This is a genomic window from Agrobacterium sp. CMT1 (assembly GCF_037203725.1).
GTDB lineage: Bacteria > Pseudomonadota > Alphaproteobacteria > Rhizobiales > Rhizobiaceae > Agrobacterium > Agrobacterium pusense.
In genome coordinates this window covers 734,924-754,127 of record NZ_JBBCAR010000007.1, presented here as the reverse complement: position 1 = coordinate 754,127, position 19,204 = coordinate 734,924, and the positions used below count along the sequence as shown (strand labels likewise).

The window sequence follows — 19,204 nt, the reverse complement described above, 5'->3', positions numbered from 1 at the left end:
ACCGCCCCGGGGCGGGCGGTTCACTTCCCCGGCGTTGTCGCAGCCAGTTTCTGATCGCGCTGTTTTTGCAGCAGCTTCTTGCCCTTGCTGAGAATATGCAGGTTGGCGGCATCAAGCTTGTTATATCCCGCCTGGATAATATCGAGATCGGCCACATGGCCGATGGCGGCCAGCTTGTACATCACGTCGCCAACGGCCACGTCGATGGTCGGTGCAGGTGATGACACGGCGTCCTTGACGGCCGCTTCCACATCCTCCATCGCACCACCCATGGCATGATAAAGCGTCAGCGCCTTGCGCAGAAATGCTTCACGACGCTCGATCCGGTTGTTGAGCCTGTTTTCTCCAACGCGATTGCGCATCAGCTCAACAGCTTTATTCTGATATTCGCCCATCAAGACACCAAATAACGTTCTAAATATGCTTGGGGAGACTACGAAAAATCCCCTTAGAACTGGTTAAAGCTCTGGTTGCGGGACTGCCGGCCGCGCGGTTGCAGGCGACATTTGCCCCGAACTGTTTGACCGCGAAGACCAAGGCCGATGCGGAGCTGAAAAAGGGGCAGGCGCCGGGCTGATTTCCCGATCCGATATGGGCAAGGCGTCAAAGACGCGGTATTGATAACCGTCAGGTTATTTATTACCCCCCTTATTTCATTTTACTTTGATATTCTTAATCATCAATCTGGCAGCCTGGACCGGTGGATGGGAGCCACAGGCGAATTTGGAGGAAACCATGAAATTTCGGATCACCGTGGCGATAGCGGCCATCTGTTTCAGCTCTGCCGCTTATGCAGAAACGATCAAGGTGGGCGTTGTCGGCCCGTTCTCCGGCCCGTTTGCGCTGCAGGGCAAGAACTTCAAGGCCGGCATCGATGCCTGGTTTGCCCTTCACGGCAACAAGGTCGGCAATGACACGGTGGAGGTCGTCTATCGCGATGTGCCGCAGGCCGATCCGGCGCAATCCAAGGCACTGGCGCAGGAGCTGGTGGTGAAGGAAGGCGTGCAATATCTTGCCGGCTTCTATTTTACCCCTGACGCCATGGCCGTCACACCCCTGCTGAAGCAGGGCAACGTGCCGATGGTGGTCATGAATGCCGCCACCTCGGCCATCGTGACCAAGAGCCCCTATGTGGTGCGCACGTCGTTCACCACCTGGCAGACTTCCACCCCCATCGCCAAGGTGGCCTTTGACGGCGGCGTGAAGAAGGTCATCTCACTGGTCAGCGATTATGGCCCGGGCGTCGATGCCGAAAATGCTTTCAAGGCGGCCTTCACCGCTGCCGGCGGCGAAGTGGTTGAAACCATCCGCATGCCGCTTTCCACCAATGATTTCAGTCCCATCATGCAACGTGTGAAGGATTCCGGCGCACAGGGTGTTTTCGCCTTCCTGCCATCGGGCCCGACCACGCTCGGTTTCGTCAAGGCCTTCAACGACAACGGCCTGAAATCCGCAGGCGTCAAGCTCTTCGCGCCGGGTGATCTGACGCAGGAATCCGATCTGCCGGCGCTCGGGGAAGCCGCACTCGGCATGCAGACGACCTTCCATTATGCCATCTCGCATGATTCACCCGAGAACAAGACCTTCGTGGAAGCCGCAACCAAGGCAATCGGCAATCCGAAGGAACTCTCCTTCCCTTCCGTCGGCGCCTTTGACGGCATGTATGTCATCAGCAAGATGATCGAGGCCACTGGCGGCAAGCAGGATGCGGAAAAGGCGGTCGAGGCAGTCAAGGGCCTTTCCTGGACAAGCCCGCGCGGCCCGGTCAGCATCGACCCGGAAAGCCGCCACATCACGCAGAACATCTATCTGCGCGAAGTAGCCAAGGCCGATGACGGCAGCTATTACAACAAGGAAGTCCAGACCTTCGAAAAACAGGGCGATCCGGGTCTCGCCGCCGCGAAGTAACGGCCAGACAGGACAATATTGCCGGGCCGCCAGTGGCGGCCCGTTTCCGGCCCGGACGGGCATTAGCACCGGGAGGAGTTTCTTCATCATGCAGACGGTCTTCAGCATCCTCATCGATGCGCTTGCCTATGGCATGGTCCTGTTCATCATCTCCATCGGCCTTTCGGTCACCATGGGGCTGATGCGTGTGGTTAATCTGGCGCACGGCGCTTTCGCCATGATCGGCGGTTATCTCGCCTCCTATGCCGCCCACGGACTGGGTCTCGGTTATGCGGCTGCGATCCTCGTCGCCATCGTCGGCACCATCGTCATCGCCATACCGCTGGAACGTTTCCTTTATCGCCGCATCTATGGCGCGCCGGAACTGACACAGGTGCTGATGACCATCGGCATCACCTTCTGCATCATTGGCATCGCGAACTTCGTTTTCGGCCCGACGCTGAAGACCATTCCGCTGCCGCAGCAGCTGGCCGGCCCCACCGATCTTGGCTTCCGCACCATCGCCACCCACCGCATCTTCGCCATTGCCTGCGGTCTTGCCGTGGCCGGCGCGCTGTGGTTCACCTTTGAAAAGACCGCCTTCGGCATCAAGCTGCGCGCGGCGGTCGATAATGCCGCCATGGCCGCAACCCTCGGCGTGCGCACCGAAATCATCTATGCCGTCAGCTTCGCCATCGCCGTCGGACTAGCCGCCATGGGCGGCGTCATCGGCGCGGAACTGCTGCCGGTGGAACCCTATTATGCCCTGCGCTACATGGTCACCTTTCTGGTCGTGGTTTCCGTTGGTGGCGCGGGCTCCATTCCCGGAGCGTTGATCGCCTGTCTGCTGCTCGGCGCCATCGATACGACCGGGCGATATCTTGCGCCCGAATATGGCGAATTCTTCTTTTATCTGGCGGTCATCGTGATCATCACGCTGTTCCCGCGCGGCCTTCTTGGAAGGGCGAAATGAGATGGCGGTGCTCATGAACGACGTGACTGAAACGGCAGACATTCCGAAGGCGCGCTCACCACTGCGCGCGCTCGCGGGGCCGCTCCTCATCATCGCCGCCGCTGTTGCCGGTTATTACCTGTTTCCGGATAATCTGGCGCTTCTGACACGCATCATAGCCATCGCGCTTCTGGTGCTGTCGATCGATCTCGTCACCGGTTATTGCGGCGTCGCCACGCTTGGCCATGCCGCCCTCTTCGGCGCCGGCGCTTATGCCGCCGGCATCGCCGCCGCCCATTTTGAAATCACCGACCCGCTTCTCATGACCGCCATCGGCGCGGCTGCGGGCGGCGTGGCCGGGCTGCTTTCCGGCGCGGTGCTGCTGCGTGCCCACGGGCTTCCACAGCTTGTGCTATCCATCGCCGTCATCCACCTGTTCCACGAGGCGGCGAACAAGGCTTCAGGCTGGACCGGCGGCAGCGACGGTCTTGCCGGCGTTTCGCCGGACGCGCTGTTCGGCACCTTCGAATTCGACCTCTTCGGCCGCACCGCCTATATCTATGGTGTCTGCCTGCTGCTTGTCGTCTTCCTCGCCCTAAAGGTGGTCGTCAATTCACCCTTCGGCATGTTGTGCCGGGGCGTCAAACAGGACAGCATCCGCATTCAGGCCATGGGCGGCGCCGTCAATGGCACAATCCTGAAGATGTTCGTTATCTCAGGCATCGTCGCCGGCATCGGTGGTGCGCTCAACGCCATCTCCACGCAGGTTGTCGGCCTAGACAGCCTCAGCTTCACGCTATCGGCCGAGGGGCTGGTCATGCTGGTGCTCGGTGGCGCGGGTTCCCTTTACGGCGCGCTGATCGGCACCGTCACCTTCATGTGGTTTGAAGACGTGGTTTCCGCCGCCAACCCGTTTCACTGGCTCACCATTGTCGGCCTGCTGCTGATCGCCGTCGTGCTCTTCGCGCCGCGCGGCCTTTATGGCGCAGGCGAACAGATCATCGCGCGTCTCCGGGGAGGTCGCAAATGAGCGCCATTTTCGAAGTCTCCGGCCTGCAGAAAAATTTCGGCGGCCTCGTCGTCACCAACAACGTCTCGCTGTCGCTTTCGCCGGGAGACCGGACGGTACTCATCGGCCCCAATGGCGCCGGCAAGACAACCTTTGTCAATCTCGTCACCGGCAATATCAAACCGTCAGCCGGCACGGTGCGCATCGCCGGCGAGGATGTGACGGGCCTCAGCGCCAGCCAGCGCGTGAAACGCGGGCTCGTACGTTCCTTCCAGGTTACCAGGCTGTTTCAGGACATGACGCCAGAGGAGCACGTGGCGCTCGCCATTCTCCAGCGTGAGGGAAAGACCGGCCGGATTTTCGGCCGTTACCGTGCCATGCCTGCGGTGATGGGCGAAGCCCGCGACATTCTCGGCACGCTTGGCCTCACGGCCCTCGCCGAAACAAAGGTGCGCGAAATCGCTTATGGCCAGCAGCGGCTGATCGAGATCGCGCTTGCCATGGCGCTTCGCCCGAAAATCCTCTTGCTCGACGAACCTGCCGCCGGCGTGCCTTCCACAGAAACCGCGCGTATCGAACAGGCGCTTGACCGGCTGCCATCCGACCTCGCGATCCTGATGATCGAACACGACATGGATCTGGTCTTCCGTTTTGCCAAGCGCGTCGTCGTTTTGGCCGCCGGCGCCGTCATTTTCGACGGCTCGCCTGATGATGTCACCAGCAATGCGGAAGTCCGCCAAGCCTATCTGGGAAGTTACGCCGATGCCCGCAGCGCCGCTTGAAATCGTCAACCTCACGGCCGGTTATGGCCCGACAAGGGTCATCGAGGGCCTGTCGCTTTCCGTGCCATCGGGCTCGCGTTTCGCCGTGCTCGGCCGCAACGGCGTCGGCAAGACAAGCCTCTTCGCCACGCTGGCCGGCCAGACGAAGCGTTTTTCCGGCGATATCCGCATCGGCGGGCAGGAGATTGGCACCCTGCCAAGTGCTGCGCGCGCCAAGGCCGGCCTCGGTTACGTGCCACAGACCCGTGACGTGTTTCCGACGCTGACGGTGGAGGAAAACCTGTTCGTGGGCCTCAAGGGGCGACCGAAATCGGCGATAGAGGAAGCCTACACGCTGTTTCCGCGCCTCAAGGAGCGCCGCCGCAATCTCGGCTCGCAACTTTCCGGTGGCGAACAGCAGATGCTGTCCACCGCCCGCACCATTCTCGGCCAGCCGCGGGTGCTGCTGCTCGATGAACCGCTCGAAGGCCTCGCCCCCGTCATCTGCGAAGAGTTGATGGCCGCCTTCTCCAAGCTCGCCCAATCCGGCGAAATGACCATTCTTCTCGTCGAACAACGCATCCAGATGGCCATCGACTTCGCCGACCACGCCATCATCATGGAACGCGGCCGCATCGTCTGGGACGGACCGTCGAGCGAACTGGTGGAGAACCCGGATATTATCGATACGCATCTAGGCGTGGGTGGGCTGCACTAAGCCAACGCATCGCCATTGCGCGTTCATATATAATCTCCGTCATACCGGCCTTGAGCCGGCATCCAGCCACCCCAAGTCTTTTGGGGTGAAGAGACCCTTCGCGCCGCGCCGACGCGCGTCGGCTGGATTCCGGCTCGAGGCCGGAATGACGGAGGGTGACCGATCACACAAAGCCCCCGCCGTCTCATCTGCCCTTCCTCCGAAAAACCCAATGGAATAAAAATTCCATTTCAGTTAAAGTGCACACGATTTCAATCTGCACCAGGGAACGACAATGACGGCAATCGAGGCGCCAGACTCCGTAAAGGCTTTTGAGGAGCGGCTGCTCCAGGTGGCGGAGGGTTTGCCGAAACGATTGCGGCAATGTGCCGATTATGTCGCCTCCAATCAGGATCGAATCGCCGTTTCCACCGTCGCCGAAATGGCTGAAGGCGCCGGCGTGCAACCCTCGGCCTTCATGCGTTTCTGCCAGATCATGGGTTTTTCCGGATTTTCGGAAATGCAGCGCCTGTTCCGTGATTCCTATGTCGGCGGCTGGCCGGATTACGCCACGCGGCTCGATCATCTGCGCGAAAAGGGCGATGAAAGCGCGTCCGGCCTGCTTGCCGAATTCGTGGAAGCCGGCCGCTCGTCGCTGGAAATGCTGCTGAAATCGGTCGACACCCGACAGCTCGATGAGGCGGTTTCCGTGCTGGCCAAGGCGCGCACCGTGCATATCGTCGGCCTGCGGCGGTCCTTCCCCATTGCCAGCTATCTGGCCTATGCCTTCGAGAAGATGAAGGTGCCGGCGGTTCTGCATAGCGCCGTGGGCGGGCTCGGCAATATCAGTGCGATTTCCCGCGACGACGCGCTGATCGCAATCACCTTTTCCCCCTACTCCACCGAGACGCTGGAACTGGCGGAAACGGCCCGCGCCAAGGGCGTTCCGGTTGTCGCCATGTCTGATTCCGCCGTCAATCCGCTAAGGAAATCCGGCGCAACGCTGCTGACGGTTACAGAGATCGATTTCGGCGCTTTCCGCTCCCTTTCGGCCACGCTCTGTCTCGCCATCACCCTTGCCGTGGCTGTGGGAACACGCAAGACGGCCTGAATATTTTTATTGAAAACGGAAAAAATAGAATTTATGATCCAAATTCATGAAACGGACATTCCACGACTGTCTTTCTCGTGACGGACATGTGAGCGGAGGAGGCTCACCGGAGCGGGGATGGCGATAGCTGGCGGCATGGTTGCCTGATCCGCTCGAAACACATCAGGCAGACCGCGCCAGCGTGCGGTGCTAAGGAGGAACCTTTTGAAAAAACTTGATCTCATCACGATCGGGCGCTCGTCTGTTGACCTTTATGGGTCGCAGGTCGGTGGCCGTCTGGAGGACATGGCCTCCTTTGCCAAATATATTGGCGGTTCGCCCACCAATATCGCAGCCGGCGCCGCCCGCCTCGGTTTGAACAGCGCCGTCATTACCCGTGTCGGCGACGAGCACATGGGCCGCTTCATCCGCGAACAGCTGGTGCGCGAAGGCGTTGACGTGCGCGGCGTGAAAACCGACCCGGAGCGCCTGACCGCGCTGGTGCTGCTCGGCATTCGTGACCAGAACCAGTTTCCGCTGATTTTCTACCGCGAAAACTGTGCCGACATGGCGCTGAGCGAAGACGATATCGATCCCGCCTTCATTGCCGAGGCGGCCTGCGTCTGCGCCACCGGCACGCATCTGTCGCATCCAAGAACGGAAGCGGCCGTGCTGAAGGCCCTGAAACTTGCCCGCGAAAATGGTGCAAAAACCGCGCTCGATATCGATTACCGCCCCAATCTCTGGGGTGTGGCCGGCCATGGCGATGGCGAGAGCCGTTTCGTGGAATCGCAGAAGGTTACCGCCAAGCTGCAATCCACCCTGCATCTCTTCGATCTGATCGTCGGCACGGAAGAAGAATTTCACATTGCCGGCGGCTCGACAGATACGCTGACCGCACTGAATGCCGTGCGCAAGGTTTCGAATGCCACGCTGGTGTGCAAGCGCGGCCCGATGGGTGCTTCGGTCTTCACCGGCGATATTCCCGCAAGCCTCGATGACGGGCAGACGGGCGAAGGTTTCCCGATCGAGGTCTTCAATGTTCTGGGCGCTGGCGACGGCTTCATGGCCGGACTGTTCCGCGGCTGGCTGCGCGGCGAAGACTGGCCGACGACGCTGAAATACGCCAATGCCTGCGGCGCCTTCGCCGTCTCCCGGCATGGCTGCACGCCTGCCTATCCAAGCTGGGAAGAGCTGCAATATTTCTTCAAGGCCGGCATTCGCAACAAGGCGCTGCGCAAGGACGAGGCGCTGGAGCAGGTGCACTGGTCCACCAACCGCAAGGGCGATTGGGAGACCATGCGCGTCTTCGCTTTCGACCATCGCATGCAGCTGGAAGCGATCGCCGACGAGCTTGGCGTCAAGCATGAGCAGATCGGCGCCTTCAAGAAGCTTTGCCTCCAGGCCGCGCAAAAAGTTTCCGGTGGTGAGCCGGGCTATGGTATTCTCTGCGACGGACGCCTTGGACGTGACGCGCTGTTTGCCGCCAGCGGCTCCGGCCTCTGGATCGGCCGTCCGGTGGAATGGCCGGGTTCCCGTCCGCTGACACTGGAACCCGATCTCGGCAAGGACTTTGGCGGGCTCGCCGAATGGCCGCTCGAAAATGTCGTCAAGGTACTTTGTTTCTATCACCCCGATGACACGGATGAGATGCGCGCTGCGCAGGAAGAGACCGTGATACGGCTGTTTGAAGCCGCACGGCGCAACCGCTTGGAAATGCTGCTGGAGATCATTCCCTCCAAGGTCGGCCCGACCGACGATCTGACCGCCGCCCGCATCATCGAGCGCTTTTACGAGATCGGCGTTTACCCCGACTGGTGGAAGCTGGAGCCGATGAAAACCACGGCGGCATGGAAAAATGCCTGCGACGCCGTTAACCGCAACGACCCTTACGTGCGGGGCATCGTCGTTCTCGGTCTCGACGCACCGCAGAGTGAGCTGGAAGAAAGCTTCCGCCTTGCGGCTGGCTTCGATCTGGTCAAGGGTTTCGCCGTTGGCCGCACGATTTTTGCCGACGCCGCCCGCGGCTGGCTTTCCGGCAAGATGACCGACGAGGAAGCGGTCAAGGATATGGCGCAGCGCTATACCAGCCTGTGCCGTATTTGGGATGAGGCGCGCGCCAAAAAGGGAGAGGCAGCGTGAAGACAGTAAGATTGACGGCTGCGCAGGCCATGGTTCGTTACCTGGCAGCGCAGATGAATGAACATGGCGAAACCTATATCGCCGGCATGTGGGCGATTTTCGGCCATGGCAATGTCGCCGGGATCGGCGAAGCGCTTTACGGCATCAGGGACGAGCTGCCGACCTATCGCGGCCAGAACGAGCAGTCCATGGCCCACGCGGCCATCGCCTATTCCAAGCAGCTGCGCCGCCGCCGCGCCATGGCGGTCACCTCCTCCATCGGCCCCGGCGCGGCAAACATGGTGACGGCGGCAGCGCTGGCGCATGTCAACCGCCTGCCCGTCCTGCTGATCCCCGGCGATGTCTTCGCCAATCGTGGCCCGGACCCCGTGCTGCAACAGCTCGAAGATTTCGGCGACGGCACCATGACGGTGAATGACTGCTTCCGTCCTGTCAGCCGTTATTTCGACCGCATCATGCGGCCGGAACAGTTGCTCACCGCCCTCCCCCGCGCCATGCGCACCATGACGGACCCTGCCGATTGCGGCCCAGTCACGCTCGCCTTCTGCCAGGATGTGCAGGCGGAAGCCTACGACTATCCCGAAAGCTTCTTCGAAAAGCGGGTCTGGCGCCAGCGCCGCCCCGAGCCCGACGTGGTGGAATTCGAAGAGGCCGTCGCGGCGCTGAAGGCGGCGAAGAACCCCATCATCGTTGCTGGCGGCGGCGTTCATTTCGCCGGCGCAACGCAGACGCTGAAGCGCTTTGCCGAAACCCACTCCATCCCCGTCGTCGAAACGCAGGCCGGTAAATCAGCATTGGCTTGGGATCACGATCTCAATTTCGGCCCCGTTGGCGTTACCGGTGCCGAAAGCGCCAACATCATCAGCGAAAAGGCTGATCTGGTCTTCGGTGTCGGCACCCGCTTTCAGGATTTCACCACCGGCTCCTGGGCGCTATTCAAGAACCCGAACCGCAAAATCCTGGCGCTCAACGTCCAGCCCTATGACAGCGCCAAGCATGATGCGATCAGCCTGACGGCGGATGCCAAAATCGGGCTTGAAAAACTCTCCGCAGCCCTCGGCGCTCACCGTTTTGCAGCACCGGATGCGGGCCTCAAGGCAGCATGGTTCGAAAAGGCCGATGCCGATACGGCGGCGCCGGGCGAAGAGCACGCAAACAGCCTGCCGACCGACATGCAGGTCATCGGTGCTGTCCAGCGCCAGTCGCGCGACAATACCGTCGTCATGTGCGCGGCCGGCACCATGCCGGGCGAGTTGCACCAGCTCTGGAAATCCAAGCTGCCGCTTTCCTATCACATGGAATACGGCTTCTCCTGCATGGGTTACGAGGTCGCCGGCGGTCTCGGCATCAAGATGGCGGAACCGGACCGGGACGTGATCGTCATGGTCGGCGATGGCTCTTACATGATGATGAATTCCGAGCTTGCGACATCGGTCGCCATGGGCGTGAAGATCACGCTCGTCATTACCGACAACAGGGGTTACGGCTGTATCAACCGCCTGCAGATGGAAACCGGCGGCGCGGAGTTCAACAACCTCTACGCCCATACCAACGTCAATCCGATCGCCATCGACTTCGTCGCCCATGCCGGCTCGATGGGGGCGGATGCACGCAAGGTTTCCACCATCGCTGAACTGGAAGAAGCCCTCGCGGCGGCCCGTGCATCCAGCCGCACGACCGTCATTGTCATCGATACCGACCCCTATCCGACCCCGCGAGCCGGTGGCCACTGGTGGGATGTCGCGGTGCCTGAAGTCTCAGACCGCGGCGAAATCGGCGCGGCCCGCGTCCGTTATGAAAACCATGTCAAGGAAAGACAGTAAGATGATCCGTTACGGCACCAACCCCATCGCCTGGTCCAATGACGACGACCGCACGCTGGGCGCCCATATCAGCCTTGAACAATGCCTTGATGAAACCGCCAAGATCGGCTTCGACGGCATCGAAAAGGGTCACAAATTCCCGACCGACCCGGAAGGCCTGAAGGGCGTGCTTTCGCCACGCGGCCTCTCCTTCGTCTCGGGCTGGCATTCGCTGAACCTTCTGACCGACGATATCGAATCCGAAAAGAAGGCGATGCAGCCGGCGCTTGACCTTCTGAAGGCCATGGGCTCGAAGGTCATCATCGTCTGCGAGACCTCCAACGCCATCCACGGCGCAGACGACACGGCGCTGGTCGACCGTCCGCGCCTTGCGGCCGAGGACTGGGCTAAATTCGGCGCGGGCGTGGAAGCGCTGGCCGCCTTTGCCGCAGAACAGGGCGTCACCCTCGTTTATCACCACCACATGGGCACGGTAGTCGAGAGCGAAGACGAGATCGACCTTCTGATGAAGCACACCGGTCCAAAGACCCATCTGCTGCTCGATACCGGCCATTGCCTGTTCGGCGGCGGCGACCCTGTTCGCGTTGCGCAGAAATATATGGGCCGCGTTGGCCATATCCATGCCAAGAACGTGCGCCCGGTCATTGCCGATCAGGTCCGCAATGAGCGGCTTTCCTTCCTCGAAGGCGTTCGCCGCGGCGTATTCACCGTACCCGGTGATAGCGAAGGCGGCGTGAATTTTCCGCCGGTGCTGAAGGTGGCGGCCGAGCATGGTTACAGCGGCTGGCTGGTGATTGAGGCCGAGCAGGATCCTGACGTTCGCAACCCGTTCGAATATCAGAGCCTTGGGCTGAAATCGCTGAAGGCGTTTGCGCGGGAAGTGGGGCTGGATAAGGCTGAGGCTGCTTGAGCTGAGCCAAGGAGACCTATCCCACCTACCCGTCATACCGGCCTTGAGCCGGTATCCAGCCAGCCCAAGTCATTGGGCTGAAAAGTCTTCACGCCGCGCAGACGCGCGTCAGCTGGATTCCGGCTCAAGGCCGGAATGACGGGTGGGCGCGAAACTACCGAACGACATGTTTGTGCTACACACGAAAAAGGAACGACACCATGACCTCACTTCTGCGCAAGCCGGTCGCGACAAGCGGCAAGGTGCACGATATCACGCCCCAAAGCGCGGATTGGGGTTATGTCGGTTTCGGCCTTTACCGACTGAAGCCGGGCGAGACGGCAGCGGAAAGCACCGGCGACACGGAAGTCATTCTCGTGCTGGTCGAAGGCAAGGCGACGATTTCCGCTGGCGGCAAGGATTTCGGTGAACTCGGTGACCGCATGAATGTGTTCGAGCGCAAGCCGCCGCATTGCGTTTATGTTCCGGTCGGTTCCGAATGGTCGCTGACGGCCACAACGGATTGCACCGTCGGCGTCTGCACTGCTCCCGGCGAAAAAGGCAGCCGCAAGGCGCAGCAGATCGGACCTGACGGCGTGCAGCTGACGGAACGCGGCAAGGGCGCCAACACGCGATACATCTTCCCCATCGCCATGGAAGAACGCGACGTCGCCGACAGCCTGCTGGTAACGGAAGTCTTCACACCCTCGGGCAACTGGTCTTCCTATCCGCCGCACCGGCATGACGAGGATAACTACCCCGACATGACCTATCTCGAAGAAACCTATTATCATCGCCTCAACCCGGCGCAGGGTTTCGGTTTTCAGCGCGTCTTCACCGAAGACGGTTCGCTTGATGAGACCATGGCGGTATCCGATGGGGATGTCGTGCTGGTGCCAAAGGGCCACCACCCCTGCGGCGCGCCCTATGGTTACGAGATGTATTATCTGAACGTGATGGCGGGGCCGATGCGCAAATGGCGCTTCAAGAACCACCCGGATCATGACTGGATTTTCAAGCGCGATAATCCGTAAGGCGCCAACTTCCCTCATTCCTGTGCTTGTCACAGGAATCCAGCCGACGCGCGTCTGCGCGGCGGGGAAAGCTTTCCCAGCCCAAGGACTTGGGCTGACTGGATCCCTGTGACAAGCACAGGGATGAGGGCGCTGGGACTTGGATTCATACGCCGCATTTTAAAGAACGCTCAATGCATTGATTCTATTACAAAATCTTCGGAGGAGAACACCATGACCGCTCTTGGCGTGGGCCTTATCGGCACCGGTTACATGGGCAAATGCCACGCGCTGGCGTGGAACAACGTCACGAGCGTCTTCGGCGATGTGGAACGCCCCCGCCTCGTGACGCTGGCGGAAGTCAACCCTGAGCTTGCCGCGAAGAAAGCCGCAGAGTTCGGTTTTGCCCGCTCGACAGGCAACTGGCGCGACCTGCTTTCCGATCCCGAGATAGATGTCATCTCCGTCACCACGCCCAACGCCTTCCACCCGGAAATGGCGATTGCCGCGCTTGAGGCCGGCAAGCATGTCTGGTGTGAAAAGCCGATGGCGCCCGCCTTTGCTGACGCGGTGAAGATGCGTGATGCCGCCCGCCGGTCCGGCAAGGCGGCGGCGATGGGTTACAACTACATCCAGAACCCCGTCATCCGCCACATCCGCCGCCTGATCGACGAAGGTGCGATCGGCAGGGTCTATCATGTACGTGCCGAAATGGACGAGGACTTCATGGCCGATGCCACCCAGCCCTTCTACTGGAAGAGCGAGGCGTCCTCCGGTTACGGCGCGCTGGACGATTTCGCCGTGCACCCCTTGTCACTGCTCTTCGCCCTGTTCGGCCACGCACAAAGCGCCATTACCGACATGGTCAAACCTTACGAGACCCGTCCGCTTGCCGGCGGCGGCGAACGCGCGGTTGAGACGCATGATCTCGCGAGCGTTCTCCTGAAACTTGAAAGCGGCATTTCCGCCGTGCTCATCGCCAACCGTTCCGCCTGGGGCCGCAAGGGGCGCATCGCCATCCAGATTTATGGCTCTACCGGCTCGATCCTGTTCGATCAGGAACGGATGAACGAGTTTCAGCTCTACACCACGGATGGACGCCCGGAAGAGCAAGGTTTCAGGACTATCCTCACCGCCCCTCACCACAAGCCCTACGACCGCTTCATCCCCGCCCCCGGCCACGGCCTCGGCTTCAATGACCTGAAGGTCATCGAATGCCGGGAGCTGATCGCGGCGATCGAAGGGAAAAAGGCGCATATCATCGACTTCGAGGAGGGGCTGAAGATCGAGCGCAGCATTCACGCCATGGCACGGTCTTTTACCGAAGGGCGATGGGTGACGGCGGAGGAAATTGCGGAGTAGGACGGCGTGCACGCACGAGGCCGACCGCCGTCGTCACAAACTTCTCTTCCGTCATGCCGGACTAGATCCGGCATCCAGCCACGGCGCGTCTGCGCCGTGAGAAACAAGTCTTTTGCGATCAAAGACTTTATCGCGCTGGACCCCGGATCAAGTCCGGGGTGACGGTGCGCGGGATTTGCGAGGGGGCAAAGCCATTCGCCCCACCAGAGGATATTGGTCAAGGCTTGCCAACAGGCCTCAACCCTTGACCGGCGTCTCCGGCACCGGCGTCAGCACCTTGCCATCCCGGAACCAGCCGAGAATATTGTCGGCCACCAGATCGGCCATCGCATTGCGCGTCGGGATGGACGCAGAAGCGACATGCGGCAACAGGGAAACGTTTGGCAGCGACAGGAAGGCCTCCGGCACTTTCGGTTCGGCATAAAACACGTCGAGACCGGCAGCACCCAGCGCACCGCTTTTGAGCGCCTCAAGAAGCGCGTCCTCATCGACGCTGGAGCCACGACCGACATTGATGAAAACGCCCTCAGGCCCGAGCGCGGTCAGGATGTCGGCATTGATCGCCTTGTGCGTCTCCGGCGTGCCCGGCACGATGCAGATCAGCGTATCGACGGCCTCAGCCATCTCCTTCAGCGAAGCGTAATAGGTGTAGGAGAGTTCGTCGCGCTTGCTACGGGTGTAATAGCCGATCTCCACCTTGAAAGGCTCCAGCCGCTTGGCGATTTCCTGGCCGATGCGGCCCATTCCGAACAGGCCAACCTTGCGGCCGCGCAGCGAAAACGGCGACAGCGCGAACGGGCCTTCGCCGACCCACTTGCCAGCCCGCAGCCAGGTTTCGGCCTGATAGAGACGCCGCACGGTATTGATCAACAGCGCAATCGTTGTATCGGCCACTTCGTCATTCAGCACATCAGGCGTGTTCGTCACCACGATGCCACGCGTGGCGGCGTGTTTGGCATCAACGCCATCGTAACCTACGCCGAAATTGGCGATGATCTCGAGCTTCGGCAGCGCGTCGATCCATTTGGCGTTGACGGCGCCGGAAACGGCAATGGCATTGATGCGCTCCGCCGCGCCGTCAGGCAGAACCGGCTCTGCGCCGGCGGGTGCCGTGACAATCTCGACCTTGCCTTCGAGGCGTTCGAGAACGCGCGGATTGATCTTGCCGGGAACGAGAACGACGGCCTTTTTGTCAGACATAAGCGGATATTCCTCCTGATAACATTCCAATAGCCGGAGAGGGTTGCGGGCAAACTATCCGCCATCCTGCTCCATCGGACCGCGATCTTTTCAAACAACGGCTGCCGTGAAAAGGCCAATAAGCGGAAGCTATGGGGGCAGAGCGACGTTTCATGCCGATTTTTTTAAGCGCCCGGCAGCATCATGCAGCCTTTGCTGCGGCACTTGCAAGGTTGTCATGCCGGAGTTGATCCGGCATCCAGCCAGCCCAAGTCATTGGGCTGAATGACTGTTTTTCACCGCATAGACACGCGGCGGCCGGGATTCCGGCTCAAGGCCGGAATGACGGAGGGAGGAAACACCGTAGACGGCGAGGAGCACGTAACCTCCCGTATCCAGGCCTGCGAGGGCGATACGCTCACACCCGCGGCCGCACCGGCCCGGTCGATTGCCGGATACGCATTTCCGGCTTGATGAGGTGAATGCCGTCAGGTTCATGGCTGCCCGCCAGCCTGTCCAGCAGTGCGCGGGCCGCCAGGCGCCCGACCTCGGCCTGGCCGTTGGAAACGGTGGTCAGCGCCGGGGTGGCGATGGCCGCTTCCTCCAGGTCGTCGTAGCCCGTTACCGAGATATCGACACCCGGCACCAGACCGGCGCGGGAAATACCGTTCATGAGACCGATGGCGACGAGATCGTTCCAGCACACGGCGGCGGTCGGCTTCTGCGGCAGCGACAGGAAATGCACCGCCGCCTCGAAACCACCCTGCTTGGAGCGCGGGCCGGGAATGCGCAGGTTCGGATCGACCTCGATGCCGGCCTTGCGCAGCGCATTGACGTAACCCTGATAACGGTCACGGCCCGTGGAAGTCTGGTCCGTGCCGCCAACCATGGCGATGGTGCGGTGGCCGAGGCTGATCAGATGGTTGGTGGCGAGCGAAATGCCATAGCTGTCATCGCCGCGATAGGTCGGCATATCAACGCCATCCATGGAACGGGCCACCAGAATGGCAGGCATGCCGTTCTCTTCGGCGAGCGTCATGTCCTCGATCGGCGTACCGATGGCCGGCGACATGATGATGCCGTCGGAGCCGAGCTGCAGCAGCGTCTCGATGAAGGTGCGCTGCTTTTCAACCGAATCATAATGGTTGGACAGGATGAAGGTCTGGCGGCTGCGGTCCAGCTCGCTTTCAATGGCCTTCAGGATTTCGCCATAGAAGGGGTTCATCACGTCATGGAACACGACACCAACAATGCCGGAGCGCGAGGTGCGCAGGCTGGCGGCGCGGCGGTTGTAGATGTAGCCCAGCGCCCGCGCCTGTTCCTTGATCTTGTCCCGCGTATCGGCGGCGACCAGCGGACTGTCGCGCAATGCAAGGGAAATGGTGGCGGTTGAAAGGCCGAGACTTTCGGCGATGGTAGACAGTTTGACCTTTTGGGCCACGGCATTCCTCCCCAAACGCGTGTCAATGACGGATGGCTCCGTTTAAATCGCAATTAAACAATTTAAACAAAATCCGCAACCCGTTTAAGGAATAACCGCAAAACAGATGGTTCTTTTAAAAATTTCAGCAAAAATTATTGAAGATTGGCGTCTATGGCTTTCAAGAGTTTAACAATGTTGCGAATATCCTTGGCCGAAAGGCCTTCGACAGCTTTCGCGCCACAATTGGCGATGGAAACGTTGATGTGCTCGACGCTTTTCAGGCCCGCTTCGGTCAGCTTCACCAGCGTCACACGGCCGTCCCCGTCGTCACCGCTGCGTTCCACGAAACCCTGGGCTTCCATGCGGCCAATGGTGCGCGTCATGGTCGGCGCCTTGACACCCAGCTTCTGGGCGATTTGCCCCGGCGTCAGGCTGCCTTCCTGCGCCAGCGCCAGGATGACGCCGTCCTGTCCGGCATAAAGCCCGCTTTCGGCGAGGCTGTGGCTGAGCGCGGTACGCATGGAGCGGGCGGCTTGGGTTATCGATTGCGCCAACTCCTCCGGGTTGAAGTTTTCATCCCTCTTTTTGGCGTCCTTGACCTTCTTGCCGCCCTTATCCTTCTTGGCGCTTTTGTCCTTGTTCCCGGATTTGTCCTTGCTCATACGCGAGTGCCTTTTACCCTGTGGCGGAACCGATATATGTTGCTGGAAATCCTTACCGAATGCTCGCGCGGACTGCCAGATGCCAAACTCATACACGCATTATCACGACGAAAACGTAACAGACCCTCATCTTCACGCAACAGGCGCAATTTCCGTGCTGCCGCTCGGCGCGCATGAACAGCATGGCCCCCACCTGCCCTTCGAGACCGATACTCTGATTGCTGAAGGCATCGTCGCCCGCCTTGCCGCCGCCTTGCCCGGTCATCTGCCCGTCTCCTTCCTGCCAGCGGAGCCGGTCGGATATTCCATCGAACACATGAATGTGCCGGGCACGAAGACGCTGCGATACGATGAGGCCATCGAGCGCTGGCTCGGCATCGCCGAGTTGGAACATAAAAGAGGGGTGCGCAAATTCGTGATGCTGAACGCCCATGGCGGCAATTCACCACTGATGACCATCGTCGCCACCGAGGCCCGCGCCCGTTTCGGCATGCTGGCGGTCGCCACGAGCTGGACCCGTTTCGGTGTGCCGGAAGATATCGTGAAGCCGGAGGACAAGGCGGTTGATATTCACGGCGGCGATATCGAGACATCCGTCATGCTGGCACTTCACCCCGAATGCGTGGCAATGGAAAAGGCCGCGAATTTCCCCTCCCGCCAGAGCGATTTCGCCAGCCGCTTCAAACACCTGCGCGCCTATGGCCCACACGCATTCGGCTGGCTGATGAGCGACCTCAACCCTGATGGCGTTGCCGGAAACGCCGCCGCCGCGACAGCGGAAAAGGGCGAAAGGCTGATTTCCCACGCCGTAAAAGGCCTTGTCGAACTGCTTGAAGATATCCACGCTTTTGACATAACGTTATTTCATAACAAAATTTGAGTGAGATGGCCGGATTCGGCCAAAATCTCTTTGAACTGCCGGAGCGTCGCGCCTATATGGACGACGACACATCTTCCTGAGGCCATCGGGCCTCTCTCCACGCGGGGTTTTCCATGACCGAAACAGCAACAGCCAAGCCCATTCCAGTCACCGTCCTGACGGGTTATCTCGGCGCCGGCAAGACGACGCTTCTCAACCGCATTCTCTCCGAGAACCACGGCAAGAAATACGCTGTCATCGTCAATGAATTCGGCGAGATCGGCATCGACAACGATCTGATCGTCGAATCCGACGAGGAAATCTACGAAATGAACAATGGCTGCGTGTGCTGCACGGTGCGTGGTGACCTCATCCGCGTCGTGGAAGGTCTGATGCGCCGCCCCGGCCGCTTCGACGGTATCATCGTTGAGACGACGGGCCTTGCCGATCCGGTGCCCGTCGCCCAGACTTTCTTCATGGATGACGACGTGCGCGCCAAGACCGAGCTTGATGCGGTCGTCGCCCTCGTTGATGCCAAGCACCTGCCACTGCGCCTGAAGGACAGCCGCGAGGCCGAAGACCAGATCGCATTTGCCGATGTCGTTGTCGTCAACAAGACCGATCTCGTTTCGCCGGAGGAAGTTGCCCGCATCGAGGATATCGTGCGCGCCATTAATCCTTCCGCCCGCATCTACAAGACCACCCGTTCCGGCGTCGATCTCGCCCGGGTTCTCGATCAGGGCGCCTTCAACCTGGAACGCGCGCTGGAAAACGACCCGCATTTCCTAGAGCACGGCCATGACGACCACGTCTGCGGCCCTGATTGCGATCATCATCATCACGATCACGATCACGACCATCATCATCATGACCATGACCACGGGCATCATCATCATGACCATGACCACGGGCATCATCACCACGATCATGACCATGGCCACGATCATCACCACCATGGCGCGGTCTCGCCGATCCATGACGTGACGGTCCAGTCAGTTTCGCTGCGCGGCGGCGAGATGAACCCCGAACGGTTCTTCCCGTGGATCCAGAAGGTCACCCAGACCGACGGCCCGAACATTCTGCGCCTCAAGGGCATCATTGCCTTCAAGGGCGATGCCGAGCGTTACGTGGTGCAGGGCGTGCACATGATCATCGAGGGCGATCACCAGCGTCCGTGGAAGGAAGATGAAAAGCGCGAAAGCCGCCTCGTCTTCATCGGCCGCGAGCTGGACCGCGAGAAGCTGGAAAAGAGTTTTAACGCCTGCCTCGCCACGGCTTGATCCTTATCCCTCCGTCACCCCGGTCCTGAGCCGGGGTACGGCTGCGTTCGTCATCCGCCCGACGCGCGTTCTTCGACACCGTACACGGCAGTTGAAATCATTGACGCTCCGGTGCTCCGGGCCCCCTCTGTCCTGCCGGACATCTCCCCCTCAAGGGGGGAGATCGGCAAGACGCT

General features: G+C 60.6%; 17 protein-coding genes. 13 read left to right on the top strand and 4 right to left on the bottom strand.

Features of this window, described 5'->3' with window-relative positions:
• Positions 1–20: 20 nt before the first annotated feature.
• A complete protein-coding gene (locus WA845_RS12025) occupies positions 21–395 on the bottom strand; it encodes a hypothetical protein (RefSeq protein ID WP_006700227.1) in 375 nt (124 codons plus the stop codon).
• Between the two features lie 340 nt (positions 396–735).
• Here WA845_RS12025 and WA845_RS12020 point away from each other — a divergent pair, with 340 nt between their 5' ends.
• The 11 genes from WA845_RS12020 (at position 736) to WA845_RS11970 (ending at position 13,625) form a co-directional block, all read left to right on the top strand.
• The gene (locus WA845_RS12020; protein WP_004445145.1) at positions 736–1,908 is read left to right on the top strand and encodes an ABC transporter substrate-binding protein; all 1,173 of its coding nucleotides are present in this window, start codon (positions 736–738) and stop codon (positions 1,906–1,908) included.
• A gap of 88 nt (positions 1,909–1,996) precedes the next feature.
• A complete protein-coding gene (locus WA845_RS12015) occupies positions 1,997–2,860 on the top strand; it encodes an ABC transporter permease subunit (RefSeq protein ID WP_112557288.1) in 864 nt (287 codons plus the stop codon).
• Between the two features lies 1 nt (position 2,861).
• Positions 2,862–3,869, top strand: coding sequence for a branched-chain amino acid ABC transporter permease (locus tag WA845_RS12010; RefSeq protein WP_004445148.1), 1,008 nt, complete (start codon positions 2,862–2,864; stop codon positions 3,867–3,869).
• Positions 3,866–4,630, top strand: coding sequence for an ABC transporter ATP-binding protein (locus WA845_RS12005; RefSeq protein ID WP_004445150.1), 765 nt, complete (start codon positions 3,866–3,868; stop codon positions 4,628–4,630). Before WA845_RS12010 ends, WA845_RS12005 begins: the two co-directional genes overlap by 4 nt.
• A complete protein-coding gene (locus WA845_RS12000; RefSeq protein ID WP_004445152.1) occupies positions 4,611–5,327 on the top strand; it encodes an ABC transporter ATP-binding protein in 717 nt (238 codons plus the stop codon). Before WA845_RS12005 ends, WA845_RS12000 begins: the two co-directional genes overlap by 20 nt.
• Positions 5,328–5,601: 274 nt before the next feature.
• Positions 5,602–6,417 (top strand): MurR/RpiR family transcriptional regulator, encoded by an 816-nt coding sequence (locus tag WA845_RS11995; RefSeq protein ID WP_004445154.1) that lies wholly within the window; start codon positions 5,602–5,604, stop codon positions 6,415–6,417.
• Positions 6,418–6,621: 204 nt separating this feature from the next.
• Positions 6,622–8,538: a bifunctional 5-dehydro-2-deoxygluconokinase/5-dehydro-2-deoxyphosphogluconate aldolase gene (locus tag WA845_RS11990; protein WP_112557290.1), complete on the top strand. Its 1,917-nt coding sequence runs from the start codon at positions 6,622–6,624 to the stop codon at positions 8,536–8,538.
• Positions 8,535–10,361 (top strand): 3D-(3,5/4)-trihydroxycyclohexane-1,2-dione acylhydrolase (decyclizing), encoded by a 1,827-nt coding sequence (gene iolD, locus WA845_RS11985; protein WP_112557292.1) that lies wholly within the window; start codon positions 8,535–8,537, stop codon positions 10,359–10,361. The genes WA845_RS11990 and iolD overlap by 4 nt, the downstream gene beginning before the upstream one ends.
• Position 10,362: 1 nt before the next feature.
• A complete protein-coding gene (iolE, locus tag WA845_RS11980; protein ID WP_107327625.1) occupies positions 10,363–11,271 on the top strand; it encodes a myo-inosose-2 dehydratase in 909 nt (302 codons plus the stop codon).
• Positions 11,272–11,471: 200 nt separating this feature from the next.
• The gene (gene iolB / locus WA845_RS11975; protein WP_112557294.1) at positions 11,472–12,284 is read left to right on the top strand and encodes a 5-deoxy-glucuronate isomerase; all 813 of its coding nucleotides are present in this window, start codon (positions 11,472–11,474) and stop codon (positions 12,282–12,284) included.
• Positions 12,285–12,497: 213 nt separating this feature from the next.
• Positions 12,498–13,625: a Gfo/Idh/MocA family oxidoreductase gene (locus tag WA845_RS11970; protein WP_112557316.1), complete on the top strand. Its 1,128-nt coding sequence runs from the start codon at positions 12,498–12,500 to the stop codon at positions 13,623–13,625.
• Between the two features lie 237 nt (positions 13,626–13,862).
• Here WA845_RS11970 and WA845_RS11965 read toward each other — a convergent pair whose 3' ends face one another.
• The 3 genes from WA845_RS11965 to WA845_RS11955 form a co-directional block, all read right to left on the bottom strand.
• A complete protein-coding gene (locus tag WA845_RS11965; protein ID WP_112557296.1) occupies positions 13,863–14,825 on the bottom strand; it encodes a 2-hydroxyacid dehydrogenase in 963 nt (320 codons plus the stop codon).
• Between the two features lie 397 nt (positions 14,826–15,222).
• Positions 15,223–16,245, bottom strand: coding sequence for a LacI family DNA-binding transcriptional regulator (locus tag WA845_RS11960; RefSeq protein ID WP_003505469.1), 1,023 nt, complete (start codon positions 16,243–16,245; stop codon positions 15,223–15,225).
• Between the two features lie 134 nt (positions 16,246–16,379).
• The gene (locus tag WA845_RS11955; protein WP_004445162.1) at positions 16,380–16,889 is read right to left on the bottom strand and encodes a MarR family winged helix-turn-helix transcriptional regulator; all 510 of its coding nucleotides are present in this window, start codon (positions 16,887–16,889) and stop codon (positions 16,380–16,382) included.
• 79 nt (positions 16,890–16,968) lie between these two features.
• Between WA845_RS11955 and WA845_RS11950 the strand changes: the two genes are divergently transcribed.
• On the top strand, positions 16,969–17,769 hold the full coding sequence (locus tag WA845_RS11950; protein ID WP_112557297.1) for a creatininase family protein: 801 nt from the start codon (positions 16,969–16,971) through the stop codon (positions 17,767–17,769).
• 113 nt (positions 17,770–17,882) lie between these two features.
• Positions 17,883–19,028 carry a GTP-binding protein gene (locus WA845_RS11945; RefSeq protein ID WP_112557299.1) on the top strand — a complete coding sequence of 382 codons (1,146 nt, stop codon included), beginning with the start codon at positions 17,883–17,885 and terminating at the stop codon, positions 19,026–19,028.
• Positions 19,029–19,204 lie beyond the last annotated feature (176 nt).